This window comes from Sphaerimonospora mesophila (assembly GCF_001417795.1).
Classification (GTDB): domain Bacteria; phylum Actinomycetota; class Actinomycetes; order Streptosporangiales; family Streptosporangiaceae; genus Sphaerimonospora; species Sphaerimonospora mesophila.
Window position 1 is genome coordinate 159,755 of sequence record NZ_BCBX01000037.1, and the last position, 17,156, is coordinate 176,910.

At 68.9% G+C, this 17,156-nt stretch carries 18 protein-coding genes; 8 read left to right on the top strand and 10 right to left on the bottom strand.

Annotated features, from left to right (window positions below; all coding sequences use genetic code 11):
* Positions 1–55 precede the first annotated feature (55 nt).
* The gene (gene pknB / locus AP234_RS18475) at positions 56–1,957 is read left to right on the top strand and encodes a Stk1 family PASTA domain-containing Ser/Thr kinase (RefSeq protein ID WP_055480914.1); all 1,902 of its coding nucleotides are present in this window, start codon (positions 56–58) and stop codon (positions 1,955–1,957) included.
* A 67-nt stretch (positions 1,958–2,024) separates the two neighbouring features.
* On the opposite strand, the gene AP234_RS18480 is transcribed toward pknB, so the two are convergent.
* On the bottom strand, positions 2,025–2,603 hold the full coding sequence (locus AP234_RS18480; RefSeq protein ID WP_200926583.1) for a TetR/AcrR family transcriptional regulator: 579 nt from the start codon (positions 2,601–2,603) through the stop codon (positions 2,025–2,027).
* A 77-nt stretch (positions 2,604–2,680) separates the two neighbouring features.
* Between AP234_RS18480 and AP234_RS18485 the strand changes: the two genes are divergently transcribed.
* Both AP234_RS18485 and AP234_RS18490 read left to right on the top strand, forming a co-directional pair.
* Positions 2,681–3,628, top strand: coding sequence for an ATP-binding cassette domain-containing protein (locus AP234_RS18485; RefSeq protein ID WP_055480915.1), 948 nt, complete (start codon positions 2,681–2,683; stop codon positions 3,626–3,628).
* Positions 3,625–4,452 (top strand): ABC transporter permease, encoded by an 828-nt coding sequence (locus tag AP234_RS18490; RefSeq protein WP_055480916.1) that lies wholly within the window; start codon positions 3,625–3,627, stop codon positions 4,450–4,452. Before AP234_RS18485 ends, AP234_RS18490 begins: the two co-directional genes overlap by 4 nt.
* Positions 4,453–4,526: 74 nt before the next feature.
* Here AP234_RS18490 and AP234_RS18495 read toward each other — a convergent pair whose 3' ends face one another.
* Positions 4,527–5,105 carry a glutamine amidotransferase-related protein gene (locus AP234_RS18495; protein WP_055480917.1) on the bottom strand — a complete coding sequence of 193 codons (579 nt, stop codon included), beginning with the start codon at positions 5,103–5,105 and terminating at the stop codon, positions 4,527–4,529.
* A 173-nt stretch (positions 5,106–5,278) separates the two neighbouring features.
* On the opposite strand from AP234_RS18495, the gene AP234_RS18500 reads away from it, so the two are divergent.
* Entirely contained in the window at positions 5,279–5,524 is a 246-nt protein-coding gene (locus AP234_RS18500) for a cell division protein CrgA (RefSeq protein WP_055480918.1), read from the top strand.
* Positions 5,525–5,589: 65 nt separating this feature from the next.
* Here AP234_RS18500 and AP234_RS18505 read toward each other — a convergent pair whose 3' ends face one another.
* A complete protein-coding gene (locus AP234_RS18505) occupies positions 5,590–6,471 on the bottom strand; it encodes a rhomboid family intramembrane serine protease (protein WP_055480919.1) in 882 nt (293 codons plus the stop codon).
* Between the two features lie 143 nt (positions 6,472–6,614).
* The gene (locus AP234_RS18510; RefSeq protein WP_055480920.1) at positions 6,615–7,145 is read right to left on the bottom strand and encodes a peptidylprolyl isomerase; all 531 of its coding nucleotides are present in this window, start codon (positions 7,143–7,145) and stop codon (positions 6,615–6,617) included.
* A gap of 138 nt (positions 7,146–7,283) precedes the next feature.
* Here AP234_RS18510 and AP234_RS18515 point away from each other — a divergent pair, with 138 nt between their 5' ends.
* Positions 7,284–7,805, top strand: a complete 522-nt coding sequence (locus tag AP234_RS18515) for a YtxH domain-containing protein (protein ID WP_152990487.1) — start codon at positions 7,284–7,286, stop codon at positions 7,803–7,805.
* A 393-nt stretch (positions 7,806–8,198) separates the two neighbouring features.
* Here the strand turns inward: AP234_RS18515 and AP234_RS18520 are convergent, their stop codons facing one another.
* The 6 genes from AP234_RS18520 to AP234_RS18545 form a co-directional block, all read right to left on the bottom strand.
* Complete coding sequence (locus AP234_RS18520) at positions 8,199–9,368, bottom strand: zinc-dependent alcohol dehydrogenase (RefSeq protein WP_055480922.1); 1,170 nt, start codon at positions 9,366–9,368, stop codon at positions 8,199–8,201.
* A complete protein-coding gene (locus tag AP234_RS18525) occupies positions 9,365–9,955 on the bottom strand; it encodes a hypothetical protein (RefSeq protein ID WP_055480923.1) in 591 nt (196 codons plus the stop codon). The genes AP234_RS18520 and AP234_RS18525 overlap by 4 nt, the downstream gene beginning before the upstream one ends.
* 101 nt (positions 9,956–10,056) lie before the next feature.
* Positions 10,057–10,434 carry an STAS domain-containing protein gene (locus AP234_RS18530; RefSeq protein WP_055480924.1) on the bottom strand — a complete coding sequence of 126 codons (378 nt, stop codon included), beginning with the start codon at positions 10,432–10,434 and terminating at the stop codon, positions 10,057–10,059.
* Positions 10,434–11,930 carry a PP2C family protein-serine/threonine phosphatase gene (locus AP234_RS18535; RefSeq protein WP_152990488.1) on the bottom strand — a complete coding sequence of 499 codons (1,497 nt, stop codon included), beginning with the start codon at positions 11,928–11,930 and terminating at the stop codon, positions 10,434–10,436. Before AP234_RS18535 ends, AP234_RS18530 begins: the two co-directional genes overlap by 1 nt.
* A gap of 365 nt (positions 11,931–12,295) precedes the next feature.
* Positions 12,296–13,414: a hypothetical protein gene (locus AP234_RS18540; RefSeq protein WP_055480926.1), complete on the bottom strand. Its 1,119-nt coding sequence runs from the start codon at positions 13,412–13,414 to the stop codon at positions 12,296–12,298.
* Positions 13,395–14,489, bottom strand: a complete 1,095-nt coding sequence (locus tag AP234_RS18545) for a helix-turn-helix domain-containing protein (protein ID WP_055480927.1) — start codon at positions 14,487–14,489, stop codon at positions 13,395–13,397. Before AP234_RS18545 ends, AP234_RS18540 begins: the two co-directional genes overlap by 20 nt.
* A gap of 410 nt (positions 14,490–14,899) precedes the next feature.
* On the opposite strand from AP234_RS18545, the gene AP234_RS18550 reads away from it, so the two are divergent.
* The 3 genes from AP234_RS18550 to AP234_RS18560 all read left to right on the top strand — a co-directional run bounded on the left by AP234_RS18550 (position 14,900) and on the right by AP234_RS18560 (position 17,030).
* On the top strand, positions 14,900–15,151 hold the full coding sequence (locus AP234_RS18550) for a hypothetical protein (protein WP_152990489.1): 252 nt from the start codon (positions 14,900–14,902) through the stop codon (positions 15,149–15,151).
* 178 nt (positions 15,152–15,329) lie between these two features.
* Positions 15,330–16,589, top strand: coding sequence for an MFS transporter (locus AP234_RS18555; RefSeq protein WP_055480929.1), 1,260 nt, complete (start codon positions 15,330–15,332; stop codon positions 16,587–16,589).
* 240 nt (positions 16,590–16,829) lie between these two features.
* Positions 16,830–17,030 (top strand): hypothetical protein, encoded by a 201-nt coding sequence (locus AP234_RS18560; protein ID WP_055480930.1) that lies wholly within the window; start codon positions 16,830–16,832, stop codon positions 17,028–17,030.
* The last annotated feature ends 126 nt before the right edge of the window (positions 17,031–17,156 follow it).

Here is a 17,156-nt window from a genome sequence, read left to right on the forward strand (position 1 = left end):
CCGATGATGGACACCGGCGGCACCCCAAGATGAACGGCAAGGGACAGTGCAGGAAATGACTCAGCCACGACTGCTCGGCGGACGCTACGAACTCGACGGCGTCGTCGGACGTGGCGGCATGGCCGAGGTGTATCGAGCCCGGGACATCCGGCTGGACCGAATTGTCGCGATTAAGACGCTTCGCTCGGATCTCGCCCGGGATCACACCTTCCAGGCACGTTTCCGCCGAGAGGCCCAGTCGGCGGCCTCGCTGAACCATCCCTCGATCATCGCGGTCTACGACACCGGCGAGGACATGATGGACGGCACGCCGGTGCCGTACATCGTGATGGAGTTCGTGGACGGGCGGACGCTGCGCGACCTGCTGCGGTCGGACCGGCGGCTGCTGCCGGAGCGGGCGATGGAGTTGACCGACGGCATCCTGCGGGCGCTCGACTACAGCCATCGCGGTGGCATCGTCCACCGGGACATCAAACCCGCCAACATCATGCTCACCGTGAACGGTGAGGTCAAAGTCATGGACTTCGGCATCGCCCGGGCCATGGCCGACTCCGCGGCGACGATGACGCAGACCGCCCAGGTGATCGGTACGGCGCAGTACCTGTCGCCCGAGCAGGCGCGTGGTGAGCGCGTCGACGCGCGCAGCGACATCTACTCGACCGGCTGCGTGCTGTACGAGCTGCTCACCGGCCAGCCGCCGTTCACCGGTGACTCTCCCGTCGCGATCGCCTACCAGCATGTCCGGGAGGACCCGATCCCGCCGTCGCGGATCGACCCCGAGATCCCCAGGTGGGCCGACGCGATCGTGCTCAAGGCCATGGCCAAGGACCCGCTCCAGCGCTACCAGAGCGCGGCCGAGATGCGGGCGGACATCCAGCGGGTGATGTCCGGCATGCCGGTCGACCCGCAGACGATGGCCATGGCCAACAACTTCAACTCGTACGGCGGGCCGGCCGACCGGACGCAGACGATGACCTCCGCCGGGGGCCCGCCTGCCCAGGGCACCCGGGCCATCCCCGCCTACGAGTACGGCGACGAGGAGCGGGGCAACGGCCGCTACGACGGGCGGCGGCGCAGCGGCGGGCGGAAGGGCAACACGGCGCTGAAGACCGCCGCCTGGATCCTGATCCCGCTGCTCGTCATCGGCGGCTTCATCGGCGCGGGCTACGCCCTGCTCAGCTCGGGGGGTTCCTCCGCGGCCGACAAGGTCAAGGTGCCGGAGGTCCTCAACCTGACGAAGGAGGCGGCCGAGAAGGCGATCAAGGCGGCGGACCTCCAGGTCGCGTACGGCGAGCCCGAGTTCAACAGCGACGTGCCCAAGAACTCGGTGGTCAGCACCGATCCGCCCCCCGGCGACGAGGTCGACCCGAAGAGCACGGTCACCGTCGTCCTGTCCAAGGGTGAGGAGACCGTCACCATCCCCGACGGGCTCGTCGGTCTGTCACCCGACGAGGCCAGGGCGCAACTGGAGAACATGGGCCTCAAGGTCAGCATCGTGTCGAAGGTCGCCCCCGGTAAGCCGGAGAACGTGGTCTACGACACCAACCCCAAGGCCGGCAAGGAGGTCTCCAAGGGCTCGGCGGTCCGCCTCTACGTGCCCAAGGCGATGCAGGAGGTCCCGAGCGTGCTCGGCCTGACCGCCGACGACGCGAAGAGCCAGCTCGAAGGGGCCGGATTCAAGGTCAAGACCGTGGAGCGGGCGAGCAACGAGGTCGCGAAGGGCAACGTGATCGACCAGAGCCCGACGCCGGGCAGCAAGGTCCAGCCGGGCACCACGATCACGCTGACCGTCTCCACCGGACCGGAGCAGCAGCAGACGCCGAACGATCAGCCGAGCGACTGGTTCCCGACCGATGACCCGGGCAACGGCGGCGACCCGGGCGGCGACATGGGCGACCCCGGCGGCGACGACGGTGGCATCGAGCTCCCGGACGGCGACAACCCGTTCGGCAACTGACCGGGCCCGTTGGGCGGCAGGACGAGTGTCACGGGAGCCGTGACCGGCAGCGGCGTAACGCCGCCGGTCACGGCTCTCGCCGTACGACGATCCCGTTCTCGAACATGCGGATCACGGCGGCGGTGACGCCGTGCCGGGGCAGCAGCCCCTTCTCCGCGGCCTCCCACCCGGTGTAGGTGAGCGCCCACAGCATCTCCTGGATCCACTCCGCGCTCACCTGCGAATCGAACACACCCTGCGCCTGACCCCGCTTGATGAGGTCGATGGTGGTCGGCACCGACAGGTCCGGTTCGAAGCAGTCGGTGTACTCCTCCAGCACCCGTGCGTCGCCGAACAGGAACGCGAGCCGGTCGCCGACGTCGACCATGGCCGCGATCAGCCTGCGCAGGGCCTCCAGCGGAGGGCCGTGGTCGATCGCCGCCTCGGCCACCGAGCGCTCGACCGCCTGGAACGAGTCGGTGACCGTCGCGTTGAAGAGGTCCCGCCGGTCCGGGAAATACCGATGCAGGGTGCTGCGGCCGACCTGGGCGGCCTCCGCGATGTCGGCCAGGGTGGCGGCACGGTTGCGGGCGAGGACCGAGGCGGCGGCACTGAGAATGGCACGTCGCGTACGGCTGCGGGTCCCGGTTTCGGGGGTTGTGCTCATCAGCGGAAGGCTATCAGCGCATCTGTATGGGACATTGGCGGTTGAGTATGGGACGTTCATGTCCCATTATGGAGGGCATGACTTCCTTTTCGGTTGTGGCCGAGGGGCTGCGTAAGCGCTACGGCGACACCTGGGCACTCGACGGACTCGACCTGGCGGTGCCCGAGGGCATGGTGTACGGCCTGCTCGGGCCGAACGGCGCGGGCAAGACGACGGTCGTCCGCATCCTGACCACGCTCGTGCGGGCCGACGCGGGCCGGGCCACGGTCGCCGGGTTCGACGTGGCGACGCAGTCGGCCCAGGTCCGCCACCACATCGGCCTGACCGGCCAGCAGCCGACGGTCGACGAGATCCTCACCGGCAGGGAGAACCTGGAGATGTGGGCCAGGCTCCACCATCTGGGCGCGGCGGCCGCCCGCCGCCGGGCCGGCGAACTGCTCGACCGGTTCGGGCTGACGGAGGCGGCGGGCAAGCGGGTCAGGCACTACTCCGGCGGAATGCGCCGCCGCCTCGACCTCGCGATCGCGTTCATCCTGGCCCCGCGGGTGCTGTTCCTCGATGAACCCACGACCGGGCTGGACCCGCGCAGCCGTACCGAGGTGTGGCAGTCGGTCCGCACGCTGGTGGCGGACGGCGGCACGGTGGTGATGACCACGCAGTATCTGTCCGAGGCCGATCACCTCGCGCATCGGATCGCGGTGATCGACGCGGGCCGGGTCGTCGCCGACGACACCCCCGAGCGGCTCAAGTCGCAGATCGGCGGTGACCAGATAGATCTGGTCGTGCACGAGGCCGGCGACCTGACGGAGGCGGCGGGCGTCCTGCTCCGGGTCACGGGTGCGGAACCCGCCGTCGACGCGGACACCCGCCGCCTGATCGCCCCGGTGCGCGACCGGATCGCCGCGCTGACCGAGGTCATGCGGGAGCTGAGCCGGCTTGACATCGCGGTGGAGGACGTCGCGCTGCGTCGCCCGACGCTGGACGAGGTGTTCCTGAACCTCACGAAGGAGCGCACGGCGGCATGACGACTCTGATCAGCCCGGCCATGCCCCGGACCCGGATCGAACGGCTCCGCTGGACGCTGGCCGACGGATGGGTGATCGCGCGGAGTTACCTCATCCACCTCGTGCGCAACCCCACCGCGATCCTCAACCTGCTGTTCTATCCGATGGTGATGGTGCTGCTGTTCGGCTACGTGTTCGGCAGCGCGATGAACGTTTCAGGGGGTGGCGACTACCGGGAGTTCCTGATGCCCGGCATGTTCGGCCAGACGATGGCGGTGGGCGTGATGACCACCATGATCGTCGTCGCCACGCAGGCCACACGCGGCGTCACCGACCGATATCGCTCGATGCCGATCTCGCAGTCGGGGGTGGTGCTCGGGCGTTCCTTCGCCGACCTGGTCGGCTCGGTGCTGGAACTGGCCGTTCTGCTGGGCTGCGGCCTGGTGGTGGGCTGGAGTTGGCATCGCGGGATCGGCGCCGCACTGGCGGCCGTCGGCCTGCTGCTGCTCCTGCGCTTCTCGCTGATCTGGGTGGGCATCTATGTCGGGTTGATGCTCAGCCCGGAGTCGGCGAGCGGCGCCTGGATCGTGCTGCTGCCGCTCACGATGCTCGCCAACACTTTCGTCTCGCCGGATCTCATGCCCGGCTGGATGGGGGCGATCGCCGAGTGGAATCCGCTGTCGGCCACGGTCGCCGCGTGCCGAGAACTGTTCGGCAACCCCGGCTGGGGCGGTGGCTCCTGGGCCGCGGAACACGCGCTCACGCTGGCGATCTGCTGGCCCGTGCTGATCACGCTGATCTTCCTGCCCCTGTCGGCCCGCCGTTACCGCCGGCTGGACCGATGACAAGAGAGGGCTTCCGCCACTCGGGGGCAATGGCGGAAGCCCTCATTCGGTTGTCGTCTCAGGGGTGCCGGGCGTTACACGATCTGGGCGAGCCAGTTGCCGAGAAGACGGTGGCCGTGCTCGGACACGATGGACTCGGGGTGGAACTGGACCCCCTCGATGGGCGCCGTACGGTGCCGCAGGCCCATGATGACGCCGTCCGGCGTGGTGGCGCTGACCTCGAGGACGTCCGGCACGGTGCCGGGGACGACCGCGAGCGAGTGATAGCGGGTCATGGTGACCGGTGACGGGATGGATCGGAAGACGCCCCGACCGTCATGGGTGATCGGGCTGGTCCGACCGTGCATGAGCTCGGGCGCCCGGCTGACCGTCGCGCCGTAGGCGACCGCGATCGCCTGATGGCCCAGGCAGACGCCGAGCAGGGGCAGGCCGCTTCCGGCGCAGTGCCGTACGAGCGAGAGGCTCACCCCCGACGCCTCGGGAGTGCCGGGACCGGGGGAGACGAGGACGCCGCCGAATCCCGTCGCGTCGTCGACCGTGACGTGATCGCGGGGCCGGACGTCGCAGTCGGCGCCCAGCTCCCGCAGATACTGCACGATCGTGTGGACGAAGCTGTCGTGGTTGTCCACGACGAGCACACGAACCGCTGTCATATCCCACCGCGACAAAGGACGGATTATGGCTTTCAGGCTACGCGAATCGGAAACAGGGGATCGCCGCCGCGTGACCGCGCCGACTATCCTTGCTCGGGACTTCATCGCAAGAGCGACTACGCTGTTACCCAGAGCCCGCACGTCCGCGCGGGTGCCGACCAGGAGATAGTCCCGTGCCCAAGTCGAAGACTCGGAAGAAGGCCGTCTACACCCCGCCGCAGAAGGCGCAGACGGTCAAGGTGAGCCCCCGATGGCTCGCCCCACTCATGGTCACCTGCTGGATCGTGGGCGTCGCGTGGATCGCGGTCTACTACATCGCACCCGACCTGCCGGGCATCGTGACGCTGCAGAACTGGAACCTGCTGGTCGGGTTCGGCCTCATCATCGTCGGTGTGGTGCTGTCCACCAAGTGGCGCTGATTTTGCCCGGCACCGGATGAAAACTTTCCACAGCCTTTATCCACAGCCTGTGGGCAGGGCTGATTTCAGCCGGTGACGGACAGGACCGCGTACGGTGGCAGCGAGGCGACGATCAGGATCAGGACGAACAGTACGGCGGCCGCCGATCCGAACTGGACGGCGGTCCGGTTCCGCGCCGGCGCGTAGGCGAAGGCGGCTGCGAGCAACGTGCCGATGACCAGGCCGCCGAGGTGGCCCTGCCAGCTGATGCCGGGCACGACGAAGGTGATCACGACGTTGATGCCGATCAGCCACAGGACGCCGCGCGCGTCGTAGCCGAGCCTGCGGGCCACGACGAACAGCGCGCCGAACAGGCCGTAGATCGCGCCGGAGGCCCCGACCGCCGCTATGCCGAACAGGTAGACGGCGACCGACCCGCCCAGGGCGGACAGCAGGTAGAGCACGCCGAAACGCACCGAGCCGAGCCGCCGCTCCAACTCCGGGCCGATCACGAAGAGGGCCCACATGTTGAACAGGATGTGCCAGAACGACGGCGGCGGCGCGTGCAGGAACGCGCTCGTGATCAAGCGCCACCACTGACCGTAGTAGACGCCGGGCGACCACATCTGGAAGCGCGCGAGAACCTCGTCCCGGGCGAGGACCTCGGCGCCGTAGGCCAGCACGTTGACGGCGAGCAGCGCCCAGGTCACCCGGGGCGTGACGACGGCGGCGCCGCCGAAGACCGCCCGCGTGCGCCGTACGTCGCGGTTGCCCTCACGGACGCACTCGACGCACTGATGGCCGACCGCCGCCTCGCGCATGCAGTCGGGACAGATCGGCCGCTCACAGCGCTGGCAGCGGACGTAGGTCTCGCGGTCGGGGTGCCGGTAGCAGGTCGGTACGGCCTCGGCCCCGGGGGGCGGGATGTTCGGCGGTGGGGGCGGCGGGCTCGGCGGCGGAGCGCTCATCTGGTCCTTCCGGGAGTAGACGCGGGTCCACTGCCCGCCAGCCTATAGCGACGCCCCGGCCGCCCGGCTCGTTCTCAGGCGCGGGACGAGGTCCGTACGCGGCACGTGAGGACGGGACGCGGGCGGACCGGGGCGAGGCGCGCTCAGGAGCGTTCGATGGTGACCTCTTCGAGGACGACGTCGTTGACCGGGCGGTCGTTCCTGCCGGTCGGGGTCTTGGCGATCGCGTCGACGACCTCGGTGCCCTCGATCACCTCACCGAAGATCGTGTGACCCTGGTTGAGGTGCGGCGTCTTGGACACGGTGATGAAGAACTGCGAGCCGTTGGTGCCCTTGCCGAACCGCTTGCCCGCGTTGGCCATGGCGAGCAGGTAGGGGCGGTTGAACTGGTTCTCGGGGTGGATCTCGTCGTCGAAGCTGTAGCCCGGGCCCCCGGTGCCCTGCCCGAGCGGGTCGCCGCCCTGGATCATGAAGCCGTTGATGACCCGGTGGAAGATCGTCCCGTCGTACAGCTTGTCCTTGGTCTTGGCCCCGGTCTCCGGGTGCGTCCACTCCCGGGTGCCCTCGGAGAGTTCGACGAAGTTGCGCACGGTCTTCGGCGCCTTGTTCGGGAAGAGCTGGACCCGGATCGTGCCGTGATTGGTACGGAGATTCGCGATGAGGTTGTCAGCCACGAGGGCCGCCCCCTTATGTCTTGGCGTTAGTTGTCCGGTCAACAGGGTATCCAGCATGCCTCCGAGGGCCGGTCCTGATTGAGGCACGACCCTGCGGGAAGGGGTCGTCACGGGGCCCATCTATAGGGGAGGTGGATCGTGTCCCTGACAATGAGGAAAGGGCGGCGCGCCGAGATGATGGTTCCGCAGTCGTGGCTGGGCCGGATGAGGAGCCGGGCCAGGAAGGCCGGCGTCCGGATGACCCCGATGGCGGGCAGCGCGCGTGACCTGGCGGTGAACCGCATCGAGGACGCCCGTCTGTGGGCGGCGCCGAAGCTCGACCAGGCGGCCCAGTCGGTGGAGGAGCAGATCGCCCCCATCGTGAGCGCATTCCTCGCCGAACTGGCCAGGCGGATCGACGTGTCGGCGGCCAGGAAGACCCGGCGTCGCTGGCCGATCGCGGCGCTGTGCACGGGTGCGGCGATCGGTGCGGTCGGCGTGATGATGTACCGCAACAACGCCCAGCGCTGGAGTGACAACATGCGCGAGGGCGTGCGGGACACCCGGGAGAGCATGCGGGACACCGCAGCGGACGCCGGCAAGTGGGTCGGGGACAAGGCTCAGGAGACCCGCGAGAAGGCCGACAAGGCCACCGACGAGATCAAGGGCAAGATGTCCTAGCGCAGCGCCGACGACCACAGAGTCGGTCACTGCGCCGGGAGGAAGCCCCGGTCCACCGCGAAGCCCGCTTGCCGCGGGCTTTCGCGTGCGGTCCTCGCTCTTTCGTCGTTCCCCCGTGGCCCGGATCGTGCCACCCGCCCGCGCCCGTTCTGCACACCATGGCCCGTTTCGCGTAGCGGTGAACCGTTTCCCGGCGCCGGGCGTCTTGGAAACAGGGAGGCCCGGATGGACGTCCTTGACGGCCTCGTGGACGAGGAATTCCGGCTGGAGCTCCTCCTGATCGAGGCACTGCATGAAGAGGCGGAACGGCTGGCCGCCCCAGCCGTCCGTTCGATCGGTTGACCGGCCACCCCGCTCACAGAGCGGGGTGGCCGGACGCGTGACCGGGGCGGCTCAGGGGCGGAAAACCACCCGGACGCACCCGTCCTTCTTGTGCTTGAACATGTCGTAGCCCCTGGGCCCGTCGTCCAGCGTCATCGTGTGCGTCGCCAGCTGTGCGGGCCGGAGCTCGCCCCTGGAGATCCGGTCGAGCAGCATGGGGATGTACCGCTGCCCGTGCTGCTGCGCCCCGCGCAACGTCAGCCCCTTGTTCATCAACGCACCGAGCGGAAACTTGTCGACGAAGCCGGTGAAGACCCCCAGCACGAAGACGGTCCCGCCCTTGCGGCAGGCGTGGATGGCCTCCCGCACCGCGATAGGACGGTCCTGCTCCAGGTGGAGCTGCTGCTTGACCTCGTCGTACACCCGCATGGGCCCGGCGCTGTCCGCCTCCAGGCCGACGGCCTCGATGCAGACGTCCGGTCCCCGGCCGCCGGTGCGCTCACGCAGTTCGGCGTCGACGTCGGTCGCCGTGTAGTCGATCGCCTCGCAGCCGGCCTGCCGTTCCACCATGCGCAATCGCTCCGGGTAGCGGTCGATCGCGATGACCCGCTCGGCGCCGAGCAGTACGGCGGCACGCGCGGCCATCTGGCCGACCCCGCCGCAGCCCCAGACCGCCACCACGTCGCCGGGCCGCACCCCGCCGAGGTCGGCGCCCATCCAGCCGGTGGGTACGGCGTCGGACGCGAAAAGCGCGTCCATGTCGTCGACGTCGTCGGGCACCGGGAACGCGTTGTGGTCGGCGAAGGGAACCCGGATGTACTCGGCGTGGCTGCCCCGGAAGCCGCCCATGGCGTGGGAGTAGCCGTATATCCCGGCGGTCGAGCCGCCCCAGAGAAGATCGGTGATGCCCGCCGTGGGGTTGCTGTTCTCGCACAGCGACCACATGTCGTGGCGGCACGGCCAGCACCGCCCGCAGCCGATGATCGAGCAGACCACGACGCGCTCTCCCGGCCTGCGTCGGCGCACCTCGGAGCCGACCTCGACCACCTCGCCGATGAACTCGTGGCCGATGACGTCTCCCGACTTCATCATCGGGATGTAGCCGCCGAGCAGGTGCAGGTCGGAGCCGCACGTGGTGCTCGCGATGACCTTGACGATCGCGTCCTGGGCGTTCATGATCCCGGGGTCGGGCACCTGCTCGACCGTGAGTTCGTCGACGCCCTGCCAGCACAGTGCCTTCACAGTCGTCCCTCCCCGGGGGCTCGCCGGGCGGCCAGCGTGAGAACCCGGTCGCGCAGGCCGGGCTGACGGCGCTCACCGGTCTGCTCGGCCCGCACGGGCTGAGCGACGCTCTCCGTGCGTGCCTTCGGCGCGGTCGGTGTGGTCTTCGCCTTCCGGACGGCCGAGGCCCTGCCGTGGACGCGTACGGATTCCGGCTCGGGCCGGAGCACCTCCCCGGTCTCCAGAATGGACTTCGCGTCGCGGAGCGCCTTGCGCACCTCCTGCCGCGGATCCGTACCGCGCAGCCGCGCCAGGACGGCCATGGGGCCGGTCGGTACGGCACGGCGCGGCCGTGCGTAGAGTTCGGTGCCCCGATCTCCGGGGGCCCGCTCCGCCCGGACCTCGGCGTCGAGGCGGGCCAGCGGTTGCGGCGGCGCGCCGTCCGGCATGACCTCCTCACGGGGAAGGTTGATCGTGACCCCCAGCCAGCGCAGTGACTCTCTCGGGTCTCTGACCGCGGCCGGTGCGCGGCCTCGTGAGGCGAGCCATCGTGCCACCGCCGCTCCGGTGGCCAGCAGGGTCGCCGCGCCGAAAACGACACGTTTCATGACATTCCCCCCAGACGGCTTTCTGGGAGGACTACCCGTGAGGGCTCGCGACTACCTCGGCGGCCCCATCGGTGCGGGCTGTGCCGTACGCGGGCCGTCCCTCAGCGGTCGGTGCCCCTGGCGGCCGCGAGCGACTCCTCCATCGTGGCGAAGACCGGGATGTGCGCCGTCAGGCCGGCTATCCACAGGACCCGGGTGGCCCCTCGTTCGAGGGCGACCAGCGACAGCCGGCCGCCCTCGTCCACCGCCCGTTTCCAGCAGGCGATGAGCAGCCCGGTCGCCCGGGAATCGAGGAAGTCGACGTCCAGCAGATCGACGACGAGGTTCGGGCCGTACTCGGCGAACGCCTCGTCGAAGAATTCGGCGACGAGTTTGTGCGTGGTGTAGTCGATCGTGCCCTCGAGCGTCAGCACTCCGATGTCGCCGTCACGCTCTGCGGCGAACTTCGTCTTGGCGGTCGAGATGTGCGGGTCAGGCATCAAGACACTTCCAGGGTGTTCGGCGTAACGCGGGCGACCAGAATGCAGGTGTCGTCGCTGGTGTTGCTGGGCACCAGGCCGTCCATGATCGTGGACAGCCGGTCGCGCGGTGCCGCCCGCACTACCTCGGTGATGGTGGCGCTCAGGGCGTCCAACCCCTCGAAGAGGTCGCGACCGGGACGTTCGATGAGGCCGTCGGTGAACATCAACAGGAGATCGTCCGGATCGAGCCGGATGCTCGCACAGCTGTACTCGACGTCGTCGAAGACGCCGAGCAGTACGCCGGGGTGGTGGAGCCGTTCCACCGTGTCCCCCCGGACCAGCAGCATCGGGGGATGCCCGGCGTGGCACCAGGTCAGCACGCGGTCGGTGCTCCGGTAGTGGGCGACGACGGCCGTGGCCAGCACGTCCGGGCGCATCCGGCGCAGTAACCGGTTCAGCGCCACGAGGATCTGGTCCGGCTCGTGGTGCGCGAAGGCCAGCCCGGTTATCGCGTGACGGAGCTTGGCCATGGCCGAGGCGGCGGGGAGGCCGTGCCCGGCGATGTCGCCGACGGCGAGCAGCGCCTCGTCGTCGTCCACGCGGATCGCCTGGAACCAGTCGCCCCCCAGCGGAGCCGTCTCGGCCGGGTCGTACCGCGCGGCGACCCGCAGGCCCGGCACGGTGAACGGCTCGTCCTGCACGGGCAGGATGATGTTCTGCAGCCGTGCCGTGAGCTGCGACTCCTCCTCCAGCCGCTGGCTGACGGCGGCGAGTTGGTCGGCGGTACGCCGCCAGTCCGTGATGTCCTGAAGCACCGCGTGGACCTCGACCAACCGGCCGCTGGAGTCACGACTCGCCTCTGCCCTGGCCACTATCAGGCGCGGATTGCCGCCGACACGGACCCGGAACTCGAACTCGTGCGGCCCGTCCTCCTCCTCCAACACCCGCAGGGCGCCGTCGAAGACCGACACATCGTCCGGATGGACGATCGCGCGGTATCGCTCCAGGTCGAGCGGGCCGTCGGCCGGGTTCAACCGGTGGATGACGTAGAGCTGGTCAGACCATTCGACGTCGCCGTCGCCGATGCTCCAGCGGGTCCAGCCGAGATTCCCCAGACGTTCGGTGTGCGCCAGTCTGGTGTCGAGGCGCTCCTCGTCGTCCTGGCGGACCCAGGAGATCAGCAGGCCGTCCCCGACCCGCGCCAGCCGTACCCTGAAGATCATGAGGCGCGGGACGCCCTCGACGCTCTCCTCGTGCTCGTATCGATCGAGCTCCACCGGATCACCGGTCTCCATCACGCGCAGCGCGCCCTCCCAGAGGGAGCTTCCACGGACGGACGGGTAGGCGTCGAGCATCCTGACGCCGATCAGTTCCTTGCCGATCCGGCCGTGGAGGTCCCGGGCCTCCGATCCTGCCGCCAGGGTCACGAAGTCGACGATCTCGCCGGCCGCGTTCCTGATCGGAGTGGACCAGACGATCTCGCCGGGGACGGCGTCGAGGAGAGATTGGATCATCACGGCGAGGCCACTACCGTGGGACGGGCCCGCCGCATCGCCGGACGGTATGGCGATGGGAGCCGAGCGCGAAATATCGTCACCTCCACCCACTTGAACCGCCTGCCACCCTCCACGGAACACATCCCCAAAGCGCGGTGCCGGCGCGTAGCCGACGCAAGGCCGGTCCAAAGTAGATCCGGGGCGGGGAGAGGACACCCTCACCTACCCGGGGTGTCACTCACGTTGGTGAAAGCCAGGCACTCCCGTTCTGGCAAAGCATAAGCGCCCATGCAACCACCTGATACCCGACCCCGGCACACTGACGATCGAAGAGGTCTGCTTCCCGGTGGAGACCGGTTCGAAACCAGGGCGCTCCCGCCGGATCAGGAGTGCGGGCCCATCACGGTGACCGGCCCACGCGCCAGCTCCGAGAGGGCTTTCTCGACGTCATCGAGCTGCGGCAGCCTGTTCAGATAGCGACGCCAGACACGGGTGTCCTCCCGCCAGGCCTCGAGATAGGCCACGCAAAGCCCGGGCTCGATGAGCGCCAGCCGGCCCTTGGCCGCCCGCAGTGCCTCCGCCATGCGCCGTTTCTCGTCGGCCTTCTCGTCCAGCCCGGGGATCAGCCCGAGCACGTGGTCGATGAAGCGGCGGCGCCTGGCCAGGAACAGCTCCCAATGCCGTGGATCCGCCGTGTGGTCGAGCGTCTTCCCCTCGTCCAGCAGCCAGAAGATGCCCTCGGCCAGGACATCGCCGAACTCCTCCGACCTCGCGCGATCGGGAGTGCGGTACGGATCGTACGGATGCTGGATCACCTTTCCGGTGACGGCCAGCCGGCGCAGCCCTTTCTCCTCCAGCAGATAGAACCAGTCCTCGTTGTAGATGTCGGGAAAGAAGGAGCCGGCCGCGGAGATCCGTACGGCCAGCGCGCCTCCGCCGACGAACGACTCCTGGGGTCCGCCGACCGCACGGTAGGCGTGACACACGACCGAGTTGTCGGGAAACCCGCCCACGGACAGGCCTACGGTGTCGTACTGGCCCAGCAGCCCGGCGGCCCTGCGCAGGTCGTCCGGCGCGCCGACCGTGATGTCGTCGTCGAGGAAGACGATCCGCTCCCAGCCGATGATCCTGGCCAGGGCCAGGGCGAAGTTCCGCTTGGCCGCGGTGTCCGTTTTGCGGCGCAGCCACCGCGGCGGCACCTGGGTCGTACCGAACCTCGGCAGCCTGAGCGCGTGCGCGCCGGGGAAGTCGACGGCGATGATCTCGTCTCCGGGAAGGGCGCAGCGCACCGTCTCCGCCGCGCTCGACCAGCGGCCGCTGCACAGTGTGAGCAGCGGGCAGGCCAGATCCCGGGCCAGCGACACGGCGTGCCGCAGATAGGGGGCCGGACGGGCGGTGGGCACCACGATCGCGTCGATCCGCGCCGCGCTGACCGGCGCGTCCAGATGCCACAGCAGGTGCCGATGCGAGGCATGGTGATCATCACTCTCGATGGCGGTCATGGCGAACCGGCGGCCACTCGTGCAGCCGTGACTCCTCTTTCGTCCAGTCCGGCGTCAGCACCACACCGTTCACCACGGCGACCCGGGTGAGAAGGGCGTAGGACTCCTCGCCGGAGAAGCGGTTGGCCAGGTATTCGGCGTTCCTGTCGCGGAACCTCTCGTCGGTCAGCGCCCTGACCACGCCGTACGTCCCACGGGAGTGCATGCCGTTGCAGATGGAGATCGTGCGCTTGCGGTTGAAGGGGTTGGGACCGCGGGAGAAGAGCGCGACGTCCTCGATGAGACTCCGGCCGGACAGCAGGGGGTAGTGCCGCTCCCGCCGGTCGTCGTTGACCTCGAAATAGGGCCCCTTGTCTCCGTCCCAGTCGCCCACCTGCTGCACCGGCAGGTCGAGCCGGTGCAGCACGTCGTCGGTGACCTCGTTCCAGTCGACCCCGCCGAGCAGCACGAGATGCGACGTGTAGTCGTCGGCGGTGAGCCGCTGCGCGGCCTGATAGGTCACCCTGCTGCCGGGATTCGCCGCGCGGATGTGCCCGTGCAGTTCCAGCAGCGCGTCCAGGTCGGCATAGGAGTAGAGCTCGGCGAAACCGGGATCGTCCGGGTCGTTGTACGGCAGACCGGCCACGGTGTCGGCCGGTAGCTCGGCACAGACGAGCGTGATGGGCTTCCCGTCCGGGAAGTGCCACGGCCCGCCGACGGCGGAGACGGGCGCCGGGGCGTCCTCGCCGGGGTCGGCGCCGCGGAGCGCGGCCGCGCGGAGCTTCAGCAGCTCGCGCCGCAGGTCGTCGCGCCTCCTGAGCTCGTCGGAGGTCAGCTCGTGGATGTCGAGCAGACGTGGTTCCCCGCCGCGTATCGAACGCTCGGTCGCGAAGAACGTGGCGTACGCCTCCAGCCGCGAGACCGGGGGGATGTGCGGTTTACGCTCGGACTCCCAGGAGGAGATGAGCGGCACACTGAGGCCTCCCAGCGCCCTGCCGAGCATCTCCTGGGTGAGCCGCACCCCGGACCAGTGGCCGTGGCGCAGAGACCGCAAGCGTCGTGCGAGGATCCGCTGAGGGTTCTCCCTCGTGTCCATCGACGCTCCTTCACCTTCATCTGAAGTTCAGAAAACCAGTAAACATCTAAGCACGTTCAGATGCGATCGAATAAAGTGGCAGGTCAGCCCGACCGATGCGTGATCACGCAGGTGATGGCGTCATACTCTAGCGCCAAGACCCGCCCTTAAGAAGGGGAATAAGGGCGTCTGGCAGCGGGAACCCTCTGATTCAGTAGGTTCTTTTGAAGTGCCACAGAACTTCACTGTTTTCCTGAAGTTCATGGAAGGGGGCGGCCGATGCCTGGGGCTCGGATGAGGGGACCGCCGCCCGGCTCCCGGATCGATCAGCGGTCGCGAACAGATCGCGTTCGACCCGCTCCCCGTCCAGGGAGCCGCTCGGTAACGGCAGACGGAAAGGTCCCAATCACGCAGACACATCGGGAATCCCCATGGCAACTGTAATGACGCACATCCTGCTCGCCGCGCCGGCCGAGGTCCCCAGCGCCGCGGCGGTGCAACTCGTCCTCTCTTTCGCCCTCGCCCTCTTCCTCGGCATCCTCGCCGTGTCGTTGCGGCTGGCCACGCGGGTGACGGCGCTGCTCGTCCGCATGCTCCTGCGACTGGTCGCCGGAGCCGCCGGAGTGGCCTTCATCGTGGTTCTGATCACCCAGGTGATCAGAACCATGGGACTCGGCATCTGAGCCCTGATCGGGTGGGGCGCTGCCGGCCGGCGGCGCGATGTCCGCCATGGCGGGCCTGCTGATCACGATGCCGCGCCTCACCCCCTCGCCGCTCGGGCGGCCCACGGATTATGGACACCTCCGGCCAAGTCCCCCGTATAGGGCAGGTAATGTTGCCGCCCGAACACGGGGAGGTGGCATGGCCGGGGTCAGAACAGGCCTGAAACGGCTCGCTCTCGACACCCGACCGCTCGGTGTTCCGGCGTACCGGCGGCTGCTGCTGGGGCAGGGCGTGTCGTTCATCGGTTTCCAGTTGACCGCGGTCGCGGTCAGCGGCCAGATGTTCGAGATCACCGGGTCGTCGCTGTGGGTGGGCCTGATCGGTCCGGTCAGCCTCGTCCCCCTTGTCGTCTTCGGGCTGTGGGGCGGGGCCGTCGCCGACGCGGTCGATCGCCGCCGGCTGCTGCTCGTCGGGTCGGCCGTGGCCTGGCTCGCCACGTTCGCCCTGCTGTTCCACGCCTGGTCCGGGAGGGGAAGCGGTTACGTCATCCTCGCGGTCGTGGCCGTGCAGGCGATCGGATTCTCGATATCATCGGCGACCCGCGGCGCGATCATTCCGCGTCTCGTCCCGCCCGAGCTGGTCGCCTCTGCCAACACGCTGAACTTCCTGGTGAGCAGCATCGGCTCGGTGCTCGGGCCGCTGCTGGCGGGAGTCGTGCTCGCGCAGGGCGGGTACGCCACGGCGTACCTGATCGACGCGATCCTGTTCAGCGCCGGCTTCTACGCGGCCGTACGGCTGCCGCGACTGGACCCGCTCGGTGAGATCTCCCGGCCCGGCCTGCGGTCGGTCTTCGAAGGACTCAGTTACATCGCCACCAAGCCGATCGTGCTGATGTCGTTCGCCGTGGACGTCATCGCCATGGCGTTCGCGATGCCGAGGGCGCTGTTCCCCGAGATGACGGCGGACAGGTTCGCCGGGTCCGCGGTCGCCTTCGGCTGGCTCTCCGCCGCCATCCCGATCGGTGCGGTCGTGGCGGGCCTGTTCTCCGGCTGGGTCGGCCGGGTCCGCAGGCAGGGCGTGGCGCTGACGCTCGTGATCGCGCTCTGGGGGGTCACGGTGGCGGCCGCGGCGTTCGCCGACCCGCTGTGGCTGATCGTGACCCTGCTGGCCATCGGCGGCGCGGCCGACCTGGTGTCGGCCGTGTGGCGGCAGACGATCCTGCAGACCTACGCCCCGGATGAGCTGCGCGGACGCATGCAGGGGGCGTTCATGGTAGTGGTGGCGGGAGGACCCCGCCTCGGCGACCTGCGGGCCGGTGCGAGCGCGACCGCGTTCGGCCTGGTCCCGGCCTGGGCGGGCGGCGGACTGGTCTGCGCCGTCCTCGTCCTGGTCACGGGCTTCGCCGTCACCGCGTTCAGGAGGTACGACGCGATGACGGACCGGGCCGTGCCCCGCTGAGCCCGGTGTCCGGCCGGAACGCCGAGATCGAGGGGTTCCGACTCAGAGGGGTTCCAACTTAATCGACTTGTGACCCAACAACTCGCAAGACTTCGGCGTAGGGTTGGCCTGCCACGGGAAACACCTAGAGTGATCGAAAGAAAACCGTGAGTGAGACTGGTTCCTGCCGTAGGTCGAGGGTTATCTTGACGGTCAGACGCGGATTCGGGTGGCTTGTCGAGCATCGGGAGGGAAATCCTCATGGCACTACTCCAGCGGGTGGCACACGAGCAGCCCGATGTGGAGGTCATCGAGTTGACGGCCGAGGAGTACGAAGCCGCGACGCGGCGGATGCTCGAGGACCTCGGGGTCACCTATGACGAGCTGGCTCGACAGGCTAAAGAACGCCGGTTCGACTCCCTCCGGCACCGCAAGGTCTGGCTCCTCGTCCGCGAATACTGATGCGCGGAAGATCTATCAGGAAGCCCACAAGTTCGGCCGGCACGTCCAGCACACCCTCAACACCAGCGTCTGCGACAACGTCAAGATTTCCGCCGTCGCCTCGCCCAGAACCCGCAACGTCGTCAT